General features: G+C 71.5%; 19 protein-coding genes. 9 read left to right on the plus strand and 10 right to left on the minus strand.

Annotated elements, in window-relative coordinates:
• Positions 1-54 precede the first annotated feature (54 nt).
• From ABZ470_RS16360 to ABZ470_RS16370, 3 genes are all read right to left on the minus strand, one after another.
• A complete protein-coding gene (locus tag ABZ470_RS16360) occupies positions 55-2,724 on the minus strand; it encodes a S8 family serine peptidase (RefSeq protein ID WP_362911868.1) in 2,670 nt (889 codons plus the stop codon).
• A gap of 424 nt (positions 2,725-3,148) precedes the next feature.
• Positions 3,149-4,264 (minus strand): MFS transporter, encoded by a 1,116-nt coding sequence (locus ABZ470_RS16365; RefSeq protein ID WP_362911869.1) that lies wholly within the window; start codon positions 4,262-4,264, stop codon positions 3,149-3,151.
• A gap of 41 nt (positions 4,265-4,305) precedes the next feature.
• A complete protein-coding gene (locus ABZ470_RS16370; RefSeq protein ID WP_362911870.1) occupies positions 4,306-4,773 on the minus strand; it encodes a MarR family transcriptional regulator in 468 nt (155 codons plus the stop codon).
• Between the two features lie 124 nt (positions 4,774-4,897).
• Here ABZ470_RS16370 and ABZ470_RS16375 point away from each other — a divergent pair, with 124 nt between their 5' ends.
• From ABZ470_RS16375 to ABZ470_RS16395, 5 genes are all read left to right on the plus strand, one after another.
• Complete coding sequence (locus tag ABZ470_RS16375) at positions 4,898-8,161, plus strand: efflux RND transporter permease subunit (protein WP_362911871.1); 3,264 nt, start codon at positions 4,898-4,900, stop codon at positions 8,159-8,161.
• Positions 8,162-8,273: 112 nt separating this feature from the next.
• Positions 8,274-9,704: an adenylosuccinate lyase gene (gene purB / locus ABZ470_RS16380; RefSeq protein ID WP_362911872.1), complete on the plus strand. Its 1,431-nt coding sequence runs from the start codon at positions 8,274-8,276 to the stop codon at positions 9,702-9,704.
• Positions 9,705-9,747: 43 nt separating this feature from the next.
• Positions 9,748-10,488, plus strand: a complete 741-nt coding sequence (locus tag ABZ470_RS16385) for a GNAT family N-acetyltransferase (RefSeq protein ID WP_352013307.1) — start codon at positions 9,748-9,750, stop codon at positions 10,486-10,488.
• 66 nt (positions 10,489-10,554) lie between these two features.
• Positions 10,555-11,214 (plus strand): LysE family translocator, encoded by a 660-nt coding sequence (locus ABZ470_RS16390; protein ID WP_352013308.1) that lies wholly within the window; start codon positions 10,555-10,557, stop codon positions 11,212-11,214.
• Between the two features lie 42 nt (positions 11,215-11,256).
• On the plus strand, positions 11,257-11,886 hold the full coding sequence (locus ABZ470_RS16395; protein ID WP_362911873.1) for a LysE family translocator: 630 nt from the start codon (positions 11,257-11,259) through the stop codon (positions 11,884-11,886).
• Positions 11,887-11,907: 21 nt separating this feature from the next.
• On the opposite strand, the gene ABZ470_RS16400 is transcribed toward ABZ470_RS16395, so the two are convergent.
• Positions 11,908-12,375, minus strand: coding sequence for a MarR family transcriptional regulator (locus ABZ470_RS16400; RefSeq protein ID WP_362911874.1), 468 nt, complete (start codon positions 12,373-12,375; stop codon positions 11,908-11,910).
• Positions 12,376-12,577: 202 nt separating this feature from the next.
• Here ABZ470_RS16400 and ABZ470_RS16405 point away from each other — a divergent pair, with 202 nt between their 5' ends.
• Positions 12,578-12,850, plus strand: a complete 273-nt coding sequence (locus tag ABZ470_RS16405) for a GlsB/YeaQ/YmgE family stress response membrane protein (RefSeq protein ID WP_352013311.1) — start codon at positions 12,578-12,580, stop codon at positions 12,848-12,850.
• Positions 12,851-12,944: 94 nt separating this feature from the next.
• On the opposite strand, the gene ABZ470_RS16410 is transcribed toward ABZ470_RS16405, so the two are convergent.
• From ABZ470_RS16410 to ABZ470_RS16430, 5 genes are all read right to left on the minus strand, one after another.
• Positions 12,945-13,784: an LLM class F420-dependent oxidoreductase gene (locus ABZ470_RS16410; RefSeq protein ID WP_362911875.1), complete on the minus strand. Its 840-nt coding sequence runs from the start codon at positions 13,782-13,784 to the stop codon at positions 12,945-12,947.
• Between the two features lie 71 nt (positions 13,785-13,855).
• Entirely contained in the window at positions 13,856-16,120 is a 2,265-nt protein-coding gene (locus ABZ470_RS16415) for a heavy metal translocating P-type ATPase (protein ID WP_352013313.1), read from the minus strand.
• A 36-nt stretch (positions 16,121-16,156) separates the two neighbouring features.
• Positions 16,157-17,089, minus strand: coding sequence for a hypothetical protein (locus ABZ470_RS16420; RefSeq protein ID WP_362911876.1), 933 nt, complete (start codon positions 17,087-17,089; stop codon positions 16,157-16,159).
• Entirely contained in the window at positions 17,086-17,298 is a 213-nt protein-coding gene (locus ABZ470_RS16425) for a heavy-metal-associated domain-containing protein (protein ID WP_352013315.1), read from the minus strand. Before ABZ470_RS16425 ends, ABZ470_RS16420 begins: the two co-directional genes overlap by 4 nt.
• Before the next feature lie 35 nt (positions 17,299-17,333).
• Positions 17,334-17,615: a metal-sensitive transcriptional regulator gene (locus ABZ470_RS16430; protein ID WP_352013316.1), complete on the minus strand. Its 282-nt coding sequence runs from the start codon at positions 17,613-17,615 to the stop codon at positions 17,334-17,336.
• A 592-nt stretch (positions 17,616-18,207) separates the two neighbouring features.
• Between ABZ470_RS16430 and ABZ470_RS16435 the strand changes: the two genes are divergently transcribed.
• From ABZ470_RS16435 to ABZ470_RS16445, 3 genes are all read left to right on the plus strand, one after another.
• Positions 18,208-18,552, plus strand: coding sequence for a hypothetical protein (locus ABZ470_RS16435; protein WP_362911877.1), 345 nt, complete (start codon positions 18,208-18,210; stop codon positions 18,550-18,552).
• 143 nt (positions 18,553-18,695) lie between these two features.
• Positions 18,696-19,844 (plus strand): NAD(P)/FAD-dependent oxidoreductase, encoded by a 1,149-nt coding sequence (locus ABZ470_RS16440; RefSeq protein WP_362911878.1) that lies wholly within the window; start codon positions 18,696-18,698, stop codon positions 19,842-19,844.
• A gap of 87 nt (positions 19,845-19,931) precedes the next feature.
• Complete coding sequence (locus ABZ470_RS16445; RefSeq protein ID WP_362911879.1) at positions 19,932-20,789, plus strand: polysaccharide deacetylase family protein; 858 nt, start codon at positions 19,932-19,934, stop codon at positions 20,787-20,789.
• A 110-nt stretch (positions 20,790-20,899) separates the two neighbouring features.
• Here ABZ470_RS16445 and ABZ470_RS16450 read toward each other — a convergent pair whose 3' ends face one another.
• Positions 20,900-22,090 (minus strand): MFS transporter, encoded by a 1,191-nt coding sequence (locus ABZ470_RS16450; protein WP_362778770.1) that lies wholly within the window; start codon positions 22,088-22,090, stop codon positions 20,900-20,902.
• Positions 22,091-22,113 lie beyond the last annotated feature (23 nt).

Genomic DNA, 22,113 nt, shown 5'->3' on the forward strand with positions numbered 1-22,113 from the left:
TTCACCGGCCTTCGGTTCCGGCCAGAAGGTCAGTGGGTCAGCCCGACCGGTAGGTCAGGGGGTCAGGATGTCGTCGATGGCGGCGTGCAGGTTGGGCTGCGGGCCGATGTGGTGGGGGTCGCCGGTGGGCTGGGCCGTTCCGGTGAGCTTGAGGGTGTCGCGGACCTGGGCGGGGGTGAGCACGCCGCTGTTGGCCTTGGCGACGCCCTGCAGGGCGGCGACGGTTCCGGCGATGACGGCGCTGGCGCTGGAGGTGCCGTTGAAGGAGCCGTTGTAGAGCTTGTTCGGGTTGGTCTCCGAGGGGGTCAGTTCCTGCCAGCCGGGGACGCCCAGTGTCGCCACGCAGGCGCCGTAGGCCTGGACGTCCAGGCGGGAGCCGTAGGTGGAGAAGGACAGGGCGGTCCGTTCGGCGGCCGGGCTTGAGCCGGTGCAGTTGGTTCCGCCGGGGCTCGGGGGTGCTCCGGCGCCGACCATGATGGCGCCGGAGTCGGGGCGGCCCATGATGGTGGTGGCGTAGGTGTCGGTGGTGTCGTCGAGGTTGTTGCCGCCGTTGCCCGCGGCCTCGACCACGGTCACTCCGGCGGCGACGGCCAGGACGGTCTGGTCGTAGACGCTGCCGTCGACCTCCCACGGGTACCAGGGGCCGCCGCCGCCGGACGGGGTCACCGCGACCTCGTACAGGATGACGTCGCCCGGTCCGGAGTGGGCGGTGGCGTAGGCGACGCTGTCGGGTACGGCGGTGCCGGACACGTGGAGGGTGGCGTTCGGGGCGATGCCGGCCATGCCGACGCCGTTGTCGTCCTGGGCGGCGATCACTCCGGCGACGGCGGTGCCGTGGGCGACGGAGGAGTCATGCGAGCAGGGGTCGCCGAACAGGGACGGCACCTGGACGATCTCGCCGGTCGCGACGCGTCCGGCGAGGTCCTCGTGGCAGAGGTTCCACTGGTTGGTCAGCCCGTTCAGTTCGACGGGGCTGTGCCGGTTGGTGGTGGTTCCGTCGCCGAGCTGGCCGCTGCTGTTCATGCCCCAGACGTAGAACCACTGGCCGAGTTTGGTGATGGTGTGGGCCAGGCCCGCCACGGCCGCCTCGCTGTTGGCGGTGGTGGCGGTGGGGGAGTGTCTGTCGGTGGTGGTTCCGTCGCCGAGCTGTCCCTGGTTGTTGTCGCCCCAGGTGTAGGTGGTCGAGGAGACCGAGGAGGTGGTGGCGACGCTGTGCTTGGTTCCTGCGGAGACGCCGTTGACGTTGGTCAGGCCGGTGACGGAGACCGGGGTGGTGCGGGTGGTGGTGGTTCCGTCGCCGAGCTGGCCTTCGCTGTTGTCGCCCCAGGCCTTGACGGTGCCGCCGGTGATGAGGGCCAGGTTGTGGTCGCCGCGGCTGCTGACCTGGCCGACGTTGGTCAGGCCGGTGACGGTGGCGGGGGTGGTGTGGTTGGTGGTGGTTCCGTCGCCGAGCTGGCCTGCGCCGTTGTTGCCCCAGGCCTTGACGGTGCCGTTGGCCATCAGGGCCAGGGAGTGGACGCCGCCCGCGGCGATCGTGCCCGGTCCGGCGGCCACGCCGGTGAGGCCGGGGACGGCGATGGCGACGGGGGAGTCGGAGCCGGCGTAGCCGAGCTGTCCCTGGCTGTTGTCGCCCCAGGCGCGTACGGTGCCGTCGGACAGGACGGCGAGGGAGTGGCCGATGCCGGCGCTGATGCCCACGGCGTTGTAGATTCCGGCGACCTGTACCGGGACGGTGCTGTCGGTCAGGGTGCCGTTGCCGAGTTGTCCTTGGCTGTTGTCGCCCCAGGCCCAGACGGTGCCGTCGCTCTTGAGCGCGAGTGAGTAGGCGGCGCCGGCGGAGACGGAGGAGATGTCGGTCAGGCCGGGGACCTGGGAGGGGACTGTCTTGGCCGTGGTGTTGCCCAGGCCGAGTTGTCCCTGGCTGTTGTCGCCCCAGGCCCACACCTGTCCGAGTGTCGGTGACCAGGAGACCATCAGGGAGTGGTCCTCGCCCGCGGCGATCGTCTGCGCGCCGTAGGAGGGGATGACCGGGGACTGGACCTCGATGTCGGTGACGGTGATGCCGTCGCCCTTGCCGCCGGTCTGGGCGTTGGCGTAGTCGGCGTCGACGCCGCCGCCGGCCGGGGAGCCGGTGGCGTTGCGGTACTTCTGGTGTGAGGCCAGGGGTTCGGTGGGGGAGACGAGGTTGGGCCTGGCCTGGGCGATCTCGACCGAGGGCAGGGCGTTGAGGTCCTTCAGCAGGCCTTCGACGCCGCTCTTGGGGGCGGTGACGACGAACCAGGAGTTGAGGTCGGGCAGTTGCCTGCCGGTCTTCTTCTCCAGCTGGAGGCGCCGTTCGGTGGTCTTCGTCTCGGAGGTCGAGGACAGGGGCCTGATGGAGGCGTCCTTGTACTTGGCCAGGACCTTCTGGATGTCCGCGGTGTCTCCGGAGTCCTTGGCGACCAGGCCCTGCCCGCGCAGCCGTACGGTGAGGCCGGGTTTGAACTTCACCGTGAGCTGGGTGGTCGAGAAGCCCTTGGGCAGGGGGGCGTGGGTTCCGGGGGCGGTGGCCTTGTCCTTGCTGTGGTCGTAGGCGGGGGCGGGTTCGGCCGAGGCGGGGCCCGCGGTGACCACGCCGGACAGTGCGCCGACGGCTATGGCGAGTAGAGCGGCGGCGAGTCGTCGTCCGGTTCGCCGTTGTGGGGGAGATCCCGCGTGACCCCGGGTGGCGGAGTGATCTGGCACCGAATTCTCCTCTTTTCTTGCTCGTCGTCCTCTGTGGTGCGTGGGTGCCGCCCGGTGTTCGTGACTTTGGGCATGCGGGCACGCCGAATGGCGCGTTTCCCACGCGATGGGTGTTTGTTGTGAAACCAAGGGAGCCGACGGGTCAGCATAGGCCGATCATGTGTGTGAAAATCAACTGTGAATTTGATTTACACGGTTGGCTTCCAGGTGGATGCGCAGCGTCATTGCGCCGGCCCTTGTTGTGGGAGATTGGCTGTCCACCGGCTTGACAAAATGGATTGCGCACCATATTGAATCTGTTGATTCACTGAGGGTGACGCGTTTCTGTGAAGGAAGAGTAATTCGGGGTTTCCCGGTGTGTTCCGTCCTGCGGAAATCACTCTGGCGGCATTTCCCGCCATATGGGGAGTTTTCCGGGAGGGGGTCAGCGGGGCGGGCGCAGGGCGCCTGCCGAGGCGGACATGAACGCGGCGAGCAGTACGGGGATGCCCAGCGCGGCGGGCAGGCCGACGATCTCCGCAGCCCCGCCGATGAGGGCGGGCCCGGCGACCAGGCCCGCGTAGCCGATGGTGGCGACCTGGGCGATGGAGGCTCCGGCCCGCTGCGGGTCGTGGTTGCCGGCCGCGGAGAAGACCTGGGGCACGATCGTGGACAGGCCGAGGCCGAACAGGGTGAAGCCCGCGACGGCGACGGGGATCTGGCCGACGAGCAGCGCGGCGCCCAGGCCTGCGGCGGCCAGCAGGCCGGAGACGCGGACCAGGCGGACCGGGCCGAAGCGCAGGGCCAGCCGGTCACCGGCGAGGCGGCCGATCGTCATGGCGGTGGAGAAGGCGGCGAAGCCGAGGGCGGCGACGCCCTGCGAGGAGCGCAGGTCCTCGAAGAGGTAGACGGCGGTCCAGTCGACGGCGGCTCCCTCTCCGACAAGCCCGGCGAAGGCGACCACGCCGATGAGGACGATCCAGCCGTTTCTGCGTGTCCCGGCGGTGGCCTGGTCCTGTGACGGCGCGGCGGGCGGGGCGGGGGGCAGCAGGTGGCGTCCGGCCAGGAGCGACGCCAGGGCGAGGGTGACGCCGGTCGTGGCCAGGGTGGGGCCCGCTCCGGCGCCGAACCAGGCGAACAGGCCGCCGATTCCCGCGCCGAGGAGGCCGCCGACGCTGTACATGCCGTGGAAGCCGGACATGAGGGGGCGGCCGCAGGCGCGCTCGACCTCGACGCCGTGGGCGTTCATGGAGACGTCGAGGGAGGCGTTGACGACGCCGTACAGGAAGAGGGCGGCGATGAGCAGGGGCAGGGTCGGGGCGTAGCCGGGCGGGATGACGGCCAGGGCCGTGACGACGGCGGCGGGGGTGATGACGCGGGCGCTGCCGAAGCGGTCGGTGAGGCGTCCGGCGAAGCGCATTCCGACGATGAGGCCGGTGGTGAGGGCGAACAGGCCGTAGGCGAGCTGCCCGTTGCTGAGGCCGAGGTCGCTCTTGACGGCGGGGATGCGGGCGGCCCAGGCGCCGGAGACGGTGCCCAGCGCCAGGAAGAAGAAGGACACGGCCAGGCGGGGAGCGGTGAGGGCGGCTCCCCGTTCGCGGTTCAGAGGACGTCCCGACGGTCGAAGGCGGCGGTGGCCGCCTCGATCCTCGTCATGACGCTGAGCGCGTCGCGGAGGGTCTGGGTGTCGAGGAAGCCGAGGAGGTGGCGGAAGTCGGCCAGGCCCGCGTCGGTGATCCGCTCGACGAGGGTGCGGCCCGCGGAGGTCAGCTCGACCCGCCGCACGCGGCGGTCGTTGGGGTCCTCCCGGCGGGTCACCAGGCCGTGGCCGACGAGGCGGTCGACGATGCCGGTGACGGTGCCGAGACCGACGTCGAGGTGGTGCGCGAGGTCCTGGCCCGAGGCGGAGTCCCGGTAGGCGAGGAGCATGACCACTTTGAGCTGGCGCATCGTGAGGTTGGTGTCGAAGAGCGGAGAGGGCGCCCTGCGCTGGGCGAGGAATCGTCCCAGGTCGCGCTGTAGCTCACCGATGCGGCTGATCAGTCGGTCGCGTTCGTCGTCCACACTCACCCTCTCGCTTCCTGAGAAGGTTATCAGGAAAGCTAGACAGCGTTAAATATTCGCATAATGCGAAGTGTTAGGCTGGAGAGAACTTACTGTGTCGTACCCCTCAGGCCCTTAGGAGTCCGCCCCCATGACCGCCCTGGCCAGGTTGAGTCTTGCCAACCGCAGCCTTGTCATAATGATCGCGGTCGTGTTGAGCGCGTTTGGCGCCTTCGCGATCCCCTCGCTCAAACAACAGTTGCTGCCCTCGCTTTCGTTTCCCGGCGCCTTCGTGGTCGCCCCCTACCTGGGAGCCTCCCCCGAGATCGTCGAGGAGCAGGTCACCAAGCCCATCGAGGACAGCTTCCAGGGTCTTGAGGGGGTCACCGAGGTGACCTCGACCTCCCGCGAGGGGATGGCGCAGGTCCAGGTGTCGTTCGAGTACGGCACCGACATCGACGCCTCGGTGAGCGAGATGCAGCAGGCGATCTCCCGGATCGGCTCCCAGCTGCCCGACGGCGTCGACCCGCAGGTCCTGGCAGGCGGCACCGACGACATCCCGGTGCTGGTGCTGGCGGTGTCCGCGGGCGGTGACCAGCGGGCCACGGCGGACAGGCTCAGGCGGATCATGGTGCCCGCGCTGCAGGGCGTCGACGGGGTGCGCGAGGCCACGGTCACCGGCACCCGGGACGAGACCGTGGTGGTCACCCCCGACACCAAGAAGCTCGCCAAGCACGGCCTGGCGCCGACCGCGGTCGCCGACGTGCTGCGCGCCAACGGCCAGCCGATCCCCGCGGGCAGTCTCACCGAGGACAACCTGTCCCTGACCGTCCAGGTCGGCGACCGGATCACCTCCATCGAGGACCTGGAGAACCTTTACCTGCAGCCCGCCGCCCCGGCGCAGCTCCAGCAGCAGGGGGCTCCGCAGAGCCGTACGGCGCAGGCTCAGGCGGCGCAGGCTCAGGGCGCCCGTGGCGCGGGGGCGCAGCGGCCGCCGGTCGCCGTGGCGGCCCCCAAGCCGCCCAAGCCCGTCAAGCTCGGCGACGTGGCCACGATCGAGCGCTCGCAGGCCGACAGCACCTCGCTGACCCGCACCGACGGCGAGCCGAGCCTGGGCGTCTCGGTCACCATGAAGCCGGACGGCAACGCGGTGGCCATCTCCCACGCGGTGAGTGAGAAGCTGCCGGAGCTGAAGAAGGAGATCGGCGACTCCGCCAAGGTGAGCGTGATCTTCGACCAGGCGCCGTACGTGGAGCGTTCGATCGAGGACCTCACCACCGAGGGCCTGCTCGGTCTGGCCTTCGCGGTGCTGGTCATCCTGATCTTCCTGCTGTCGGTGCGCTCGACGCTGGTGACGGCGATGTCCATCCCGCTGTCGGTCGTCATCGCCCTGATCGCGCTGTGGCTCGGCGACTACTCGCTGAACATGCTGACCCTGGGCGCCCTGACCATCGCCGTCGGCCGCGTGGTCGACGACTCGATCGTGGTCCTGGAGAACATCAAGCGTCACCTGGGGTACGGCGAGGCCAAGCGGGACGCCGTGCTGGCGGGTGTGCGCGAGGTGAGCGGCGCGGTCACGGCCTCGACCCTGACGACCGTCGCGGTCTTCCTGCCGATCGCGGTGGTCGGCGGCATGGTCGGGCAGCTGTTCGCCCCGTTCGCCGTCACCGTGACGGTCGCGCTGCTGGCCTCGCTGCTGGTGTCGCTGACGGTCATCCCGGTCCTGGCGTACTGGTTCCTCAAGGCCCCCGTGCTCAGCCCCGAGCAGGCGCGCGCGATGCGCGAGGAGGCCGAGGCCAAGGAACTGCGCAGCCCGCTGCAGCGGATCTACCTGCCGGTTCTGCGCTTCGCCACCAAGCGCAGGCTGATCACCGTCCTGGTCGGCGTCGTGATCTTCGTGGGCACGATGGGCCTGGCGGGGCAGCTGCAGACCAACTTCCTGGACTCCTCCGGCCAGAACACCGTCTCCCTGACCCAGAAGATGCCTCCCGGCACCGACCTGGCCACCACCGACGCGGCGGCCAAGAAGGTCGAGCAGGTGCTCTCCTCCGTCAAGGAGGTGGAGACCTACCAGGTCAACGTGGGCGGCGGTGGCGGCTTCATGGGCGCCGCCTCCGGTGGCGGCGGCGGGGACCGCGCCTCCTACTCGATCACGGTGGCCGACGGCACCGACACCGCGGCGCTGGAGAACACGCTGCGCGACCGGTTCAAGGGGCTCACGGACGCCGGTGAGATCACCGTCGGCGGCTCCCAGGGCGGTCCGGGCGGCGGCTCGACCAACCAGCTCCAGGTGCTCGTGCAGGCGCCGGACATCGACACGCTGCGCGGCGCGGCCGAGACGGTGCGCGGCGCGATGGCGGACATGGGCGGCCTGCGGGACGTCTCCTCCAACCTGGAGGCCAGCGCCAAGCGCATCGAGGTCCGGGTCGACCGGAGGAAGGCCGCGGAGAAGGGCCTGACCGAAGGCCAGATCGGGCAGCTCGTCGCACAGTCCTTCCGGGGCGCGACGCTGGGCCAGGTCACCCTGGACGGCCGGGCGAGCGATCTGATCCTGCGCAGCGGCGACGCCCCCGAGGACATGGCCGAGATCGGCAGGCTGAAGCTGCCGACCGCGACCGGCACGGTCAAGCTGTCCGAGGTCGCCAGGGTGTCCAGGGTCGACGGCCCCACCCAGGTGACCCGGGTCGACGGGGAGCGCAGCGCGACGGTCTCGGGCACCTCGACCGCCAGCGACCTGGGCGCCCTGACCACGACGCTGACCGCCAAGCTGAAGGACCTGAAGCTGCCCGACGGCGCGCGCTACACCATCGGCGGCGTGAGCGCCGACCAGAGCGAGGCGTTCGGACAGCTCGGCCTGGCGATGCTGGCCGCCATCGCGATCGTCTTCATGATCATGGTGGCGACGTTCCGCAGCCTCGCCCAGCCGCTGGTGCTGCTGGTCTCCGTGCCGTTCGCCGCCACCGGCGCCATCGGCCTGCTGCTGGCCACCGGCACCCCGCTCGGCGTGCCGGCCCTGATCGGCATGCTGATGCTGATCGGCATCGTCGTGACCAACGCCATCGTGCTCATCGACCTGATCAACCAGTACCGTGAGAGCGGCCTGGGCGTGGTCGAGGCGGTGATCGAGGGCGGCCGCAGGAGGCTGCGGCCGATCCTGATGACCGCGGTCGCCACGATCTTCGCGCTGATCCCGATGGCGCTCGGCCTGACCGGCTCCGGCGGGTTCATCTCCCAGCCGCTGGCCATCGTGGTCATCGGCGGCCTGGTGTCCTCGACGCTGCTGACGCTGGTGCTGGTGCCGACGCTGTACGTGATCCTCGAACGGACCAAGGAGCGGCTGAGCCGCGGGTCCAGGGCGGGCAGGCACGAGGCCGACGCCAAGGTCGACGACGACAGGCTGACCCCGGTCGGCTGACCTCCGCCTCACCACCCGCCGCCCGCCGTACCCCGAAGGAGGGGGACGGCGGGCGGCGGCGCGCCTACCCCCTGGCGGGTCCGGAACGCGGGCGGCAATAGACTGAGGCAACGTGACTGCCAAGCCTCGCATCCCCAACGTTCTGGCCGCCCGCTACGCCTCGGCGGAGCTGGCCCGCCTGTGGTCCCCCGAGTACAAGGTGGTGGCCGAGCGCCGCCTGTGGCTGGCGGTGCTCGCCGCGCAGGCCCGGCTGGGGATCGCGGTGCCCGAGGAGGCCGTCGCCGACTACGACAAGGTCGTCGAGCAGGTCGACCTGGCCTCCATCGCGGAGCGCGAACGGGTCACCCGCCACGACGTCAAGGCCCGCATCGAGGAGTTCAACGCGCTGGCCGGGCACGAGCACGTGCACAAGGGCATGACCTCGCGCGACCTCACCGAGAACGTCGAACAGCTGCAGATCCGCGACAGCCTCCTGCTGGTGCGCGACCGGTGCGTGGCGCTGCTGGCCCGTCTGGGCACGCTGGCCGCCGAGCACTCCGGCACCGTGATGGCCGGGCGCTCGCACAACGTGGCCGCGCAGTCCACCACCCTGGGCAAGCGGTTCGCCTCGGCCGCCGACGAGCTGCTGGTCGCCCTGGCCCGGCTTGAGGAGCTCATCGCCCGTTACCCGCTGCGCGGCGTCAAGGGGCCGGTCGGCACCGCGCAGGACATGCTCGACCTGCTCGGCGGCGACCGGGCGAAGCTGACCGCCCTTGAGGACCACGTCGCCGGGCACCTGGGCTTCGCGAACCGGCTGACCAGCGTCGGGCAGGTCTACCCCCGGTCGCTGGACTACGAGGTCGTCACGGCGCTGGTGCAGCTGGCCGCCGCCCCCTCCTCCCTGGCCAAGACCATCCGGCTGATGGCCGGTCACGAGCTCGTCACCGAGGGCTTCGCCGAGGGGCAGGTCGGCTCCTCGGCCATGCCGCACAAGATGAACACCCGCTCCTGCGAGCGGGTCAACGGGCTGACCGTGGTGCTGCGGGGCTACGCCTCCATGACGGGCGAGCTGGCCGGCGACCAGTGGAACGAGGGCGACGTCTCCTGCTCGGTGGTACGGCGGGTCGCCCTGCCCGACGCCTTCTTCGCCTTCGACGGGCTGGTCGAGACGATGCTGACCGTGCTCGGGGAGTTCGGGGCCTTCCCCGCGGTCATCGCCGCCGAGCTGGACCGCTACCTGCCGTTCCTGGCCACGACCAAGATGCTGATGGCCGCGGTGCGCGCAGGGATGGGCAGGGAGAGCGCCCACGAGGTGATCAAGGAGCACGCGGTCGCCTCCGCGCTGGCGATGCGCGAGCGCGGCGTGGGCAACGAGCTGCTTGAGCGCCTGGCCGCCGACGAGCGCTTCCCCCTCGGCCAGGCCGAGCTGCGGGAGCTGCTCCAGGAGCGGCTGTCCTTCACCGGCGCCGCCGCCGACCAGGTCGCGACGGTCGTGGCCAGGATCGAGGAGGTCGTCGCCCGCCACCCGGCCGCGGCCGCCTACACCCCGGGCGCGATCCTGTAGCTCTACCCTTTCCGGATTTTTCTGGACCCTTCTGGAGCCCCCCATGGAGTTGACCTCCGCCGAGGACGTGGCCGCCGCCTGCCAGGACGACACCATCGTCATGTGGGCGGCGCAGGGAATGCGCCCCGGGATCCGGGCGTGGGCGCACGGGGAGGCGGTCGCGGTCGCCAGCCCCGACCTCAACCGCCGCGACCGGCTCACCGTCCGGGGCCCCGCCGGTCAGGTCGCCGTTCTCGTACGGCGGGTGCTGCCGGAACTGGCCCCCTCCTACCGGGTCATGGCGGAACGGGACCTGGCCGGGGAGCTGGTGGGCCTGCTGCCCGGCTCGGGCCCGGTCCGGCCGTTCGAGTGGATGGAGACCGCGACCCCGCCCTCACCGCAGGACTCCGGGGAGGAGGAGACCGGATGGCTTGAGGAGAGGGACGCGGAGGTCGCCGCCCTGCTGGCCGAGGCGGCCCCCGCGGCGTGGGCCGTACCGGGGCTGCCGGGGATCCGCCGCTGGGCGGGGGTGCGCGCGGCGGACGGGAGCCTGGTCGCCACGGCCGCCGACGCCTGGTCCTGCCCGGAGGTGGGGTTCGTCGCCGGGGTGGCGACCGTCTCCGCGCTGCGCGGCAGGGGATACGGGCGGCGGGTGTGCGCCTTCGTCTTCCGGTCGCTGATCGCCGCGCACGGCAGGGTCGCGCTGGTCGTGGACACCGACAACCGCGCCGCGATCGGCGTCTACGAGCGGCTCGGCATGCGCCTGCGCCCGGTCGCGGCCCTGGCGCCGTTCTCGGCCGGCTGAGGCGACCGGGCCACTTCGTGGAATTGGCCGTTCTCCGCGGGGAGGGGCGCAGGACAGGATGCGGTCATGACATTGACGGTATCGCTCAGCTCCCTCGCCGCCGTCGCGGTGATCGCCCTCGGAATGGTCCTCACCCCCGGCCCCAACATGCTCTACCTGATCTCACGGTCGGTGACGCAGGGCCGGGGGGCGGGCATGATCTCCCTGGCGGGTGTCGCCGCCGGTTTCCTGGTCTACCTGGCCGCCACCGCGGCGGGGATCGCGGTGCTCTTCGCGGTCGTGCCCGCCGTCTACACCGCGATCAAGCTCGCGGGTGCGGCCTATCTGCTGTGGCTGGCCTGGAAGGCGGTGCGCCCCGGGGGCGGCTCCGTCTTCACCCCCGGCGAGACGCGTTTCGACCCGCCGGGCAGGCTGTTCTCGATGGGGCTGGTCACCAGCCTGCTCAACCCCAAGATCGCGGTGATGTACGTGTCGCTGCTTCCGCAGTTCCTCGATCCCGCGCACGGCGACGTCGCGGCCCAGGGCCTGACCCTCGGTCTCGTGCAGGTCGTCGTCTCCCTGTCGGTCAACGCCCTGATCGTCCTGGGCGCCGGGTCCGTCGCCTCCTTCCTGACGGGCAGGCCGCTGTGGTCGCGGGTGCAGCGCTATCTGATGGCCACCGCCCTGGTGGGGATCGCCCTGCGGGTCGCGACCGACCGCTCGCGTGTCCTGGTCGCCGTACCGTAGCGACGATCTTGGGCGAAGCGGGGAATATGGGACACTGCTGTCGTGCTCACCGCCGTGCTCGCCTTCATCGCCGTCGCACTGGTTCTCACCGTCTCCCCGGGCCCGGACACCGTGATCGTGCTGCGCACGACGATCGCCTCGGGCCGCGGGGCCGGGTCGCTCGCGGGGGCGGGGGTGATCCTCGGCTGCTACGTGTGGGGGATCGCGACCGCGCTCGGCCTGACGGCGCTGCTGGCCGCCTCGGACCTCGCCTACACCGCCGTCAGGATCGCGGGCGCCGTCTACCTGACCTGGCTCGGCGCGCGGGCGCTGTGGAAGAGCCGTTCCGGCTCCGCGACGCGCCGGGAACAACCCGAGGGGGAACCCGTGACCGGCGCGTGGAAGGTCATGCGGACCGGGTTCGTGACCAACCTCCTCAACCCCAAGGTCGGGGTCATCTACATGACGCTGCTGCCGCAGTTCGTCCCCCACGACGCGGCCGTGCTTCCGACGACCCTGCTGCTGGTCACGGTGCACGGCCTGCTGGGCGCGGCGTGGTTCGTGCTCGTGGTCTGGGCCGCGCACGCCCTGCGCGGCGGGCTCTCCCGGCCGTCGGTGCGCCGCCTCACCGAGCGGCTGACCGGCCTGGTGTTCATCGGCTTCGGCATCCGCCTGGCCGCGGAGGCGCGCTGAGGACCGGCCGCGGGGACGGGGTCAGTCGCCGAACCAGCCGGGCACGTCGAGCCGGAACACCTGGCCCGCGGTGAGCGCGCGCAGATCCGCCTCGAACGCCCCCATGCGTTCCCGTCCCAGCGCTCGCGCCCAGCGCTCGCGCAGGTCGTCGAAGATGCGGGCCGAGAGCGCCAGGCTCTCCAGGCCGTGGGGCGTGAGCCGTACGATCTTGCGCCTGGCGTCGCCGGGGTCGCAGGCGCGCTCGACGTAGCCCAGCCGCTCCAGGGTGGCGACGGTCTTGCCCGCGGCCTGCTTGGTGATCCCCAGGCGTCTGCCGAGCTCGACGGCGGTGGTGCCCTCGACGCCGATCGCCTGCATGACGAAGCCGTGCATCGGCCGCATGCCCGGGTGCCCCCGGCGGGCCAGCTCGGCGTGGAGGTCGTCGATGAGCATCCGGAAGCCGATCAGGAGCCTGAGCGGAAGCTCGAAGCCGGGAGGATCACTGGGCACGGTCGGTAACCTGGTTCGCCGATTCGACAACTACGTTTACGTTGTCCACCTTAGGAGCTGCCTCCGGCCCTGTCACCCGAGGCCCGCCCCGGTGCCCGTTCCGCCGGACAGGACGATCGCCACCGTAGGTCGTGATTTTTCATGTGTTGTCCTCACTTTCAAGGGCATACGGATGGCAGCCAAGCAAGAGGGAGTGTGGACCATGACAGTCACCGGCATCATCACCGCCATCGTCATCGGAGCGATCATCGGCGCGCTGGGCCGGCTGGTCGTCCCGGGGCGGCAGGGCATCCCCATCTGGCTGACCATCGTGATCGGCATCGTCGCGGCCCTCATCGGCACCGCGATCGCCGGTGCGCTGGGCGTGGCGAGCACCCGGGGGGTCGACTGGATCGAGCTGCTCATCCAGATCGCCCTGGCGGCCGTCGGCGTCATCGCGGCCGCGGGCCTGTACGGCAGGCGCGGCGTGCGGTGACCGGTCCCGCGCGGACCTGTGAGCGAACGCGGAACGGCCCCGGCCGGGGAGAACCCGGCCGGGGCCGTCCGGCGTGTTCAGGAGGTCCGGCGCGTCACTCTCCGCGCGCCTTGGCCAGCGCCGCCTCGAAGGCGTCCATCTCCCGCTGGAGGCGGTCAAGGCCCGCGGACGGCAGCCAGGCCATCACCCGGGCGACCCCCGCACGCTCGCACGCCTCCAGCACGGCGGGGTCGGCCGGCGCGGCCATGACCACCGTCACGACCGTCCGTCCCGCGTCCTCGGCCCTGCGCCGGAGCTCACCCACCCGGTCCAGGACGTCCGGCGCGTAGTTCGGCAGCCAGCCGTCGCCGTAGGAGAGCACCCGGTCGAGCACCCGGGGGCCGGTGCCGCCGACCAGCACGGGGGGATGAGGGCGCTGCGCGGGCTTCGGCCAGGAGAGGATCGGGTCGAAGGAGACGAACTCCCCGTGGTACTCGGCCTCGTCCTGGGTCCAGATGCGGCGCATCGCCTCGATGTTCTCCTTCATCACCGCGAAACGCCGCGCCGGGTCGACCCCGTGGTTGCGGATCTCGGGTTCGTTCCAGCCCGCCCCCACGCCGAGCTCGAACCGGCCGCCGGTGAGGTGGTCCACGCTCGCCACGGTCTTCGCCAGGCTGATCGGGTGGTGCTGTGGCACCAGGCAGACGCCCGTCCCGACCCGCAGCCGGGTCGTGACCACGCCCGCGGCCGTGCAGGCGGTCAGGGCGTCGTAGGTGTGCGCGTACTTGCGCGGCAGCGTCCCGCCCTCCGGCGGCACGGGAGGCTCCCCCCAGGCCTGGATGTGGGTGTGCTCGGTGAAGAGAAGGGCGTCGTGACCCCGTTGCTCGACCAACTGGGCCAGCACGCCCGGGCGGACCGCGTCATGCGTAGCGAAATATCCGAAACCAGATTCCATGGCGTCCCCGTCTCCCACGGAGGGCGGGTGCGGCACCGCTGTGCCGCACCCGCCCCGATGTCATCGGAACTTCATCTGAAGCGGCGGAGCCGGAGGCTGTTGCTCACCACGAACACCGAGGAGAACGCCATCGCGGCTCCGGCGATCATCGGGTTGAGCAGTCCGAGCGCGGCCAGTGGCAGCGCGGCCACGTTGTAGGCGAACGCCCAGAACAGGTTCCCCTTGATCGTCGCCAGTGTACGGCGCGACAGCCGGATCGCCTCGGCCGCGGCCCGGAGATCCCCCCTGACCAGGGTCAGGTCGGCGGCCTCGATCGCCGCGTCGGTCCCGGTGCCCATCGCCAGGCCCAGGTCGGCCTGGGCGAGCGCGGCGGCGTCGTTGACCCCGTCGCCGACCATGGCCACCGAGCGGCCCTCGGCCTGCAGCCGCCTGACCACCTCGACCTTGCCCTCGGGCAGCACCTCGGCGATCACCTCGTCGATGCCGACCTCGGCGGCGACCGCGCGGGCCGCGGCCTCGTTGTCTCCGGTCAGCAGCACCGGGGTCAGGCCGAGGCCGCGCAGCCGCTCGATCGCCTCGGCGCTGGTCGGCTTGACGGTGTCGGCCACGACGAGGACCGCGCGGGCCCTGCCGTCCCAGCCGACCGCGACGGCCGTACGGCCCGCGGCGTGCGCCGCCTCCACCGCCCGCTCCAGCTCGGCGGGCAGGTGCTGAGCCCAGTCGGCCAGCAGCCTGGGCCTGCCGACGACCACGGCGTGGCCGTCCACGACGCCCTGGACACCGAGTCCCTCGACGTTGGCGAAGTCCTCAGGCGTGGGCAGCTCGCCCACCCGTTCGGCGGCGGCGCGGGCGACGGCCCTGGCGATGGGGTGCTCGGAGGCGTGTTCGAGGGCTCCGGCCAGGCGCAGCACCTCGTCACGGTCCTCGCCCTCGGCCGGGTGCACGTCGGTGAGGGTCATCCGGCCCTCGGTGACGGTGCCGGTCTTGTCGAGCACCACGGTGTCGACCGTACGGGTCGACTCCAGGACCTCGGGGCCCCTGATCAGGATGCCGAGCTGGGCGCCGCGTCCCGTGCCGACCAGCAGGGCGGTCGGGGTCGCCAGGCCGAGCGCGCAGGGGCAGGCGATGATCAGCACCGCGACCGCCGCGGTGAAGGCGGCCGAGGCGCCGCCCCCGGTGCCGAGCCAGAAGCCGAGCGTGGCCACGGCCAGCGCGATCACGATCGGCACGAAGATCCCGGAGACGCGGTCGGCCAGGCGCTGCACCTGCGCCTTGCCGGTCTGGGCCTCCTCGACGAGCTTGGCCATCCGGGCCAGCTGGGTGTCGGCGCCGACACGGGTGGCGCGGACCAGCAGCCGGCCGCCCGCGTTGACGGTCGCGCCGGTCACCGCGTCGCCGGGCCGCACCTCGACCGGGACGGACTCGCCGGTCAGCATCGAGGCGTCGACCGCGGAGGAGCCGTCCTCGACCACGCCGTCGGTGGCGATCTTCTCGCCGGGCCGTACGACGAACAGGTCGCCGACGGCGAGCTGGTCGGCGGGGACACGGACCTCGCGTCCCTCACGCAGCACGGCCACGTCCTTGGCGCCGAGTTCGAGCAGGGCCCGGAGCGCGGCGCCGGCGCGGCGCTTGGAACGGGCCTCGAAGTAGCGGCCCGCGAGGATGAACGCCGTCACCCCCGCCGCGGCCTCCAGGTAGATGTTGCCCGACCCGTCGGTGCGCTCGATGGTGAACGCGAACGGGTGGGTCATGCCGGTGGTGCCCGCGCTGCCGAAGAACAGCGCCCACAACGACCAGCCGAAGGCCGCCAGGGTGCCGATGGAGACCAGGGTGTCCATGGTCGCCGTGCCGTGGCGCAGGTTGGTCCAGGCGGCCCGGTGGAAGGGCCAGCCCGCGTAGACCACGACCGGCGCGGTCAGCGTGAGCGAGAGCCACTGCCAGTTCGGGAACTGCAGCGCGGGGACCATCGCCATCGCGATCACCGGTACGGCGAGCGCCACGGAGGTGATCAGGCGGTCACGCAGCGGCCGAAGCTCCTCGGCCGCCTCCGCCTCCTCGTCCCGGCTCTCGCCCGCCGACGGCGCGGCGGGCGGGTCGGGCAGCTTGGCGGTGTAGCCCGCCTTGGCCACTTCGGCGACCAGGTCCTCGGGACTGATGTCCCCGGAGTAGGTCACCTTGGCCTTCTCGGTCGCGTAGTTGACCGTCGCGGTCACGCCGTCGAGCTTGTTCAGCTTGCGTTCGATGCGGTTGGCGCAGGAAGCGCACGTCATGCCGCCGATCGAGAGTTCGACCGCGCCGCCGGAAGCCGGGGCCCTGTCATCGGTGAGGGGGGACATCGTCTCTCCTTTCTCGGTTCTCGGTTCGCGCCCTCGTCAGTGGGCGTGTCCTCCGTGGCCGCCGTGTCCGGCCTGCTCGCCGGTCCCCGAGGCCGGGGCGGCGGCCTGGCCGGTGCGCACGGTGAAGCTCGCGGTGCGCACGACCCCTCCGTGCTGGAAGTCTAGGAAGAGCCGGTAGGCGCCACGGCTGGGCACCTCGGTGTAGAAGGTGATCCCGGGGCCCGCGGCGGTCCTGCCGTCGCCGGGCTCCCCGTCGGGGTGAACGTGCAGGTAGGCCAGGTCCCCGTCGCGCAGCGCGACCAGGTGGCCGTAGGCGCCCAGGTAGGGCTGCAGGTCGGTGACGGGCCTGCCGTCCTTGGCGACGCTCAGGGTGAGCTTGCTCAACGCGCCGGGGGTCAGGTCGCCGTCGAGGGTGACGGTGTAGCCGTCCACGGTGGTCGTACGGCTCGCCGCGGGCAGCGCCGCGGGCCTGTAGTCACCGGGGGCCAGCAGGTCGACGCCCAGGGTCAGCGCGTCGCCGCCCTCGGGGGAGAAGTCGGCGAACGCCCGGTAGGCGCCCGCAGCGGGCAGCGTCAGCGGCACCGACCACTCGCCGCCCCCGGCCTCCCGGGGGTGCAGGTGCCAGAAACCGCCGAGGTCGCGTGAGACGACGATGAAGTGCAGCTTCTTCTCGTGCTGGACCTGGTATCCGGTGACGGGCCTGCCGTCGGGGCCGGTGACGGTGAAACGGAAGTCCGTCTCCTGGCCGGGCTCGACGGTGGTGGTCCGCGGGGTCAGGGTGTAGCCGTTGTTCGACACTTGAAGTCCTTCCGGTACGGACGTCTCGCCGGGGGCGGGTGAGGCGGTCGTGTGGGGTGTGGCCTGGGGGGTGAGGCCGGCGGTGTCCGCCGCCCTGCCCGCGCCGAGGGCTCCGCCGAAGAGAACGGCGAGGCCGAGAAGGTAGGCCCCCAGCCTGGCTGGGGTGTTCATGCCGGATCGACCACTTCGTATCCGGCGGTCCGCACCGCGGCCCTGACCGCGTCGTCGCTGACCGGGCCCTGTCCGCTCACCGTCACCAGGCCGGTCGCCAGGTCCACCTCGACGCCGGTGACGCCGGGAACCTCGCCGACCTCCTCCTTGACGGAGCTGACGCAGTGGCCGCAGGTCATGCCCTTGACGGTGTATGTGGTGGTGCTCATCGTCTTCTCTTTCCGTTCTTCTCTCGTGTGCCCGGTCAGGACCTGACCAGGCGCGCGATGGCGTCGGTGGCTTCCTTGACCTTGCTGTCGGCCTCGGCCCCGCCCTTGGCGGCCGCGTCGGCCACGCAGTGGGCCATGTGCTCCTCCAGCAGGGACAGGGCGAAGGATCTCAGCGCGTGGTCGGCCGCGGACACCTGGGTGAGGATGTCGATGCAGTACTTGTCCTCGTCGACCATCCGCTGCAGGCCGCGGACCTGGCCCTCGATCCTGCGCAGCCGCCGGAGGTGGTCCTCCCTGTTCGCGGTGTAGCCGCTCATCTCCCTCTCCTCTCCGGTGGTCGCTTCACCCTTCACAACACGGTACCCCCCTACCGTATTCCCGACTCTCGGGACTCCGGTTCCCGGTTGATACCCTGGGGGGGTACTTGAATGACCATAACATACCCCCACGGGGTTGTCCCCCTCAAGGTGCGCGCCCCCTCGTCGTGTCGATCGCGGAGAGTGGCGGATTCATTACCCATTGTTATTACATTGTTTGGAGTAATGGCACGGAATCGATGCCTTTGCCTCTCTGGGGTGACCCTTTCAAGGTCTTTCTCATTAGCGTGGTCTTTAAGTCCACGCCGTGTCGGCGTCTTTTTGAGATGCCTGAACGGTGTTCCCGGCGACCTGGGACCACCAGGGCGCATCCATCACGACATGGAGTGATCACTCATGGTCAAGCAGATTCTCGCGGCCGGTGCGATGGTGGCTTCCGCTCTCGCCGCCCCCGTGACGATGCCGGCTGAGATCGCCAACGCCTCGACGGCGCCTCAGGCCCTGTCGGCCGGTTCCGTGCACCTCACCCAGAGCAGTCTCGTCCTGCGGCCCTGCCGTCACGGCCGATGCCACCGCGGCGGTGGAGGCGGCGGTGGAGGCGGCGGTGGCGGTGGAGGCGGCGGAGGTGGCGGCGGCGGTAACCACAGCGGCGGTGGAGGCGGCGGCGGCGGAGGTGGTGGCGGCGGCGGAGGCGGCGGCGGAGGCGGTGGTGGCGGCGGTGGTGGAGGTGGCGGAGGTGGCGGCGGCTGATCCCGCCCGAACTCTCCGCACATCCCGGATGCCCCTCCGGCCGGTTGAGGCCACACGGCCGTCCGCCGGGCAGGGGGAGACGGCCTCCAGGCCGTACGCCATCCGTTCTCCGGGGGGCGTCTCCGGCGTCAAGGAGAATTCCCTCTTGACGCCGGAGACGGTCTTCGCCGCCTTTCCGATGCTGTGAGACACCGATGAGGTGAAAGGCCGATTCCAACCGAAACAATGGAATTCCGATGACCGGCCGCGGGTTTCCCGGCGGCCGGTTTCCGGGCCGGGAGGGAGGCGCCGAGGGGTTTCGCCGGGCCGTACGGTGGGAGGCTCATCGGCGTGGACGACATATGGGATCTTGTGGTCGTCGGCGGTGGTCCCGCCGGATCCGCCGCCGCCCTGCGGGCCAGGCAACTCCGTCCTGACGCCCGGGTGCTGCTGCTCGACAAGGCCGACTTCCCCCGCGACAAGGCGTGCGGTGACGGCATCGCCGCCCACGGGCACGACGAACTCGCCCTGCTGGGCCTGCCGGACCTGATCGCCGACCATCGGCCGACGCGACGCCTGTCGATCGTCTCGCCCGGGGGAGCGCGGGTCGACGCCACGGTCGCCAGACCGAACCACGTCGTCCCCCGCGCGGTCTTCGACGCCCGCCTGGTGGAGGCCGCCAGGGAACGGGGCGTGGAGGTCCGGCGCCACCGGGTCCGCGCCCTGGCCGTACGGCACGGGCACGTCGTCCTCGACGGCACCGTGACGGCCCGTGCCGTCGTCGGCGCCGACGGGGCCAACTCCGTCGTACGGCGCCTCATCGGCATGCCGGCCTCCCCGGGCAGGCACACCGCGATCGCCGTGCGCGGTTACGCGGACGTGCCCCTGGACGACGACGTCCAGCGCATCGTCATGCAGGGGGAGGGATGGCCCGCCTACGCCTGGTCGTTCCCCGTCGGGGACGGCAGCGCCAACGTCGGCTTCGGGATGCTGCTTCCCCGGCTGCGGGCGACCGGCCTGCCCGGACGCCGGGTCCTGCACGACAGGCTCGCCGAACTGCTGCCCCACCTGCCCGCCCGCGACCTGCGGGCCCACCACCTCCCCCTGTCCCCGGGCAGGCCGGGGGCCGGGGCGGGCAGGGTGATGCTCGCCGGCGACGCGGCCGGGCTGATCAACCCGCTGACCGGGGAGGGCATCTACTACGCCCTGCTGTCGGGCAGGCTCGCGGGCGAGGCCGCGACGCAGGCGCCGGACGACCCGCTGCCCCGGTACCGGGGAGAACTGGGCAGGGCGCTCGGGCGGCATCTGAGGACCACCGACGCGCTCGCCCTGGCCGCTCGTTCCCCCCGGTTCATCGACGCCGCGATCGGTGTCGCCGCCCGGCGGCGGGAGGTGTTCGACCTGCTGGTCGAGGTGGGGCTCGGGGCGGGGACCGTACCGCCCTCCCTGCTCTTCGCCGTGGCCCGCCGCTGGCTCGGCGAAGCCGTACGAGGAGCCTGAACTTCCGGGACTGTTGCCTTGATCACTCTTATGGTAAAGAAGGTTTCCAGTAAGGCGCCTCGACCTCCCCCCATCGAAAGGCCCCCTATGCGACTGCGTTCGCGTGTCCTGAGCATGATCGTGGCGTTAACGGCGGCGATGGCCACCGCCACCCCCGCCCTGGCGGACGGGCCGACCGGCGACATCGTCTACGCCACCCGTAACGGCGGCAAGGTCGTCGCCCTCACCTTCGACGACGGCCCCTCTCCCGACTGGACCCCCAAGGTCCTCGACCTGCTGCGGAGCAGGCAGATCCGCGCCACCTTCTGCCTGCTCGGAAACCAGGTCAAGGCGCACCCCGAGCTGGTGCGCCGCATCGTCGCCGACGGTCACGCCGTCTGCAACCACACCGTCAACCACGACTCGCTCGCCGGCTGGACCCCCGAGGCGATCCGCGCCGACCTGACCGCGACCAACGACGCGATCCGCACGGCGGCGGGCGACCCCAACCTGCCCATCAGGTACTTCAGGGCCCCCTACGCCGCCTGGGGTGCCTCGCCGCAGGTCGCGGCCTCCCTCGGCATGTCGGCCCTGGCCTGGACGATGGACCCCTCCGACTGGGACGGTTCCCCGGCGGACGTGCTCGTCCAGCGGCTGAGCTCGCAGATCTACCCGACGGCCGTCTCGCTCTCCCACGACGGCGGTGGCGACCGCTCGGCGACCGTGGCCGCCTACGGGCAGCTGATCCCGCAGTGGCAGCAGGCCGGCTGGGGGTTCGAGCTGCCCGCGACGACCGGCGGGCCGTACCCGCCCGCGTGCACCTCGCCCGTCTGGCGTGGCCGTGACAGCTACAGCCAGGGCGACAGGGTCTCCCGCAAGGGGCACATCTACCAGGCCCGGTGGTGGACCCAGCTTGAGGACCCGGCCAACGCCTGGTGGGTGTGGGCCGACCTCGGCGCCTGCTGATCCCGGACGGCCCCCGGAAGGCCGGGCGAACCGTGCGGCGCCGTGCTGGCGACGTCCGTGGCGCCCGGGTCTGAAGGGGGCCGTTCTCCCGGTCCGGCCTGGACGGCGTGTCAGCAGGTGGCGGCGGCTCCGGCGCGCTCCTGGGCGAGGCTCTCCGCCGGCGACCGCCCCCTGGTACGGCCGAGCTCGGGCAGGAGGGACACCACCCCGAGCACGGCCAGCCCGGCGCCCAGCCAGAGGGGGGCGCGCAGCCCGAAGCCGTCGATGACCAGCCCACCGGCCGAGGAGCCGATGATCACCCCGAGGGTGATGAAGGAGGCGTGGACGGTGTTGACCAGCGGCCCAGGGTTGCCCACCCGCTGGACGCGTACGGCCATCGCCGGGTTCATGGTCACTCCGACCAGCCCGACGCCCAGCATGGCGATCACCGCGGGAACGCTGAGGTGGGCGAACGCCGCGAACCCGGCCAGGAAGACCGTGTTGAGAACCAGCCCGGACAGCAGGACGCCGACGGTGTGCCTGTCGGCCAGGCGCCCGACGACGTGATTGCCGGCCACGGTGGCCGCGCCGTACGCGACGAGCAGGAGGGGAACGGTCTCCGAGGCGAACCCGGTGACCTGGGTGAGGATCGGGCTGAGATAGCTGAAGGCGGCGAAGGTCGCGCCGATGATGAGGGTGCTGGTCGACAGCGCCAGCCACAGCCGGCCGTTCCTGAAGACCGCCATCTCCCGCCTGAGGCCGCCACCGTCGGCACGCCCGAGCCGGGGGACGCCCGCCGTCGTGGCGAGTGCGGCGACGACGGTCAGGGCGCCGACGGCCCAGAAGGCGGCGCGCCAGCCGAGCCGGCCGCCGATCAGCGTGGACAGCGGCAGCCCGAGCAGGGTGCCGAGCATCAACCCGTTCAGGACGACGGCGAGGGCACGGCCGCGCACCTCCGGGCGGCTCAGCCGGACCGCGACCGAGATGGCGACCCCGAAGAAGGCCTGGGAGGCGACACCGGTGACGACGCGCGCGACGATCATGATCGGGTAGGAGGGCGCGACGGCCGCGAGCACGTTGCCCGCCAGAAAGACGGCGAACAGCAGTATGAGCGCGGGTTTCGGGCGTATCCGTACCAGTGCGACGGTCATCAGCGGTCCGCCGACCGACATGGCCACCGCGAAGGCGGTGATCAGATAGCCGATCTGGGAGATGGTCACGCCGAGTCCGCCCGCCATCTCGGGCATCAGGCCTCCGACGGCGAACTCGCTGGTCACCATGGCGAAGATGCCGATGGCCAGGACGTAGACGGCTCTGGGCAAGGGGAGCTCCTTTTTGCACCGAT

The organism is Streptosporangium sp. NPDC020072, from assembly GCF_040631445.1.
In the GTDB taxonomy this organism is placed as follows: domain Bacteria; phylum Actinomycetota; class Actinomycetes; order Streptosporangiales; family Streptosporangiaceae; genus Streptosporangium.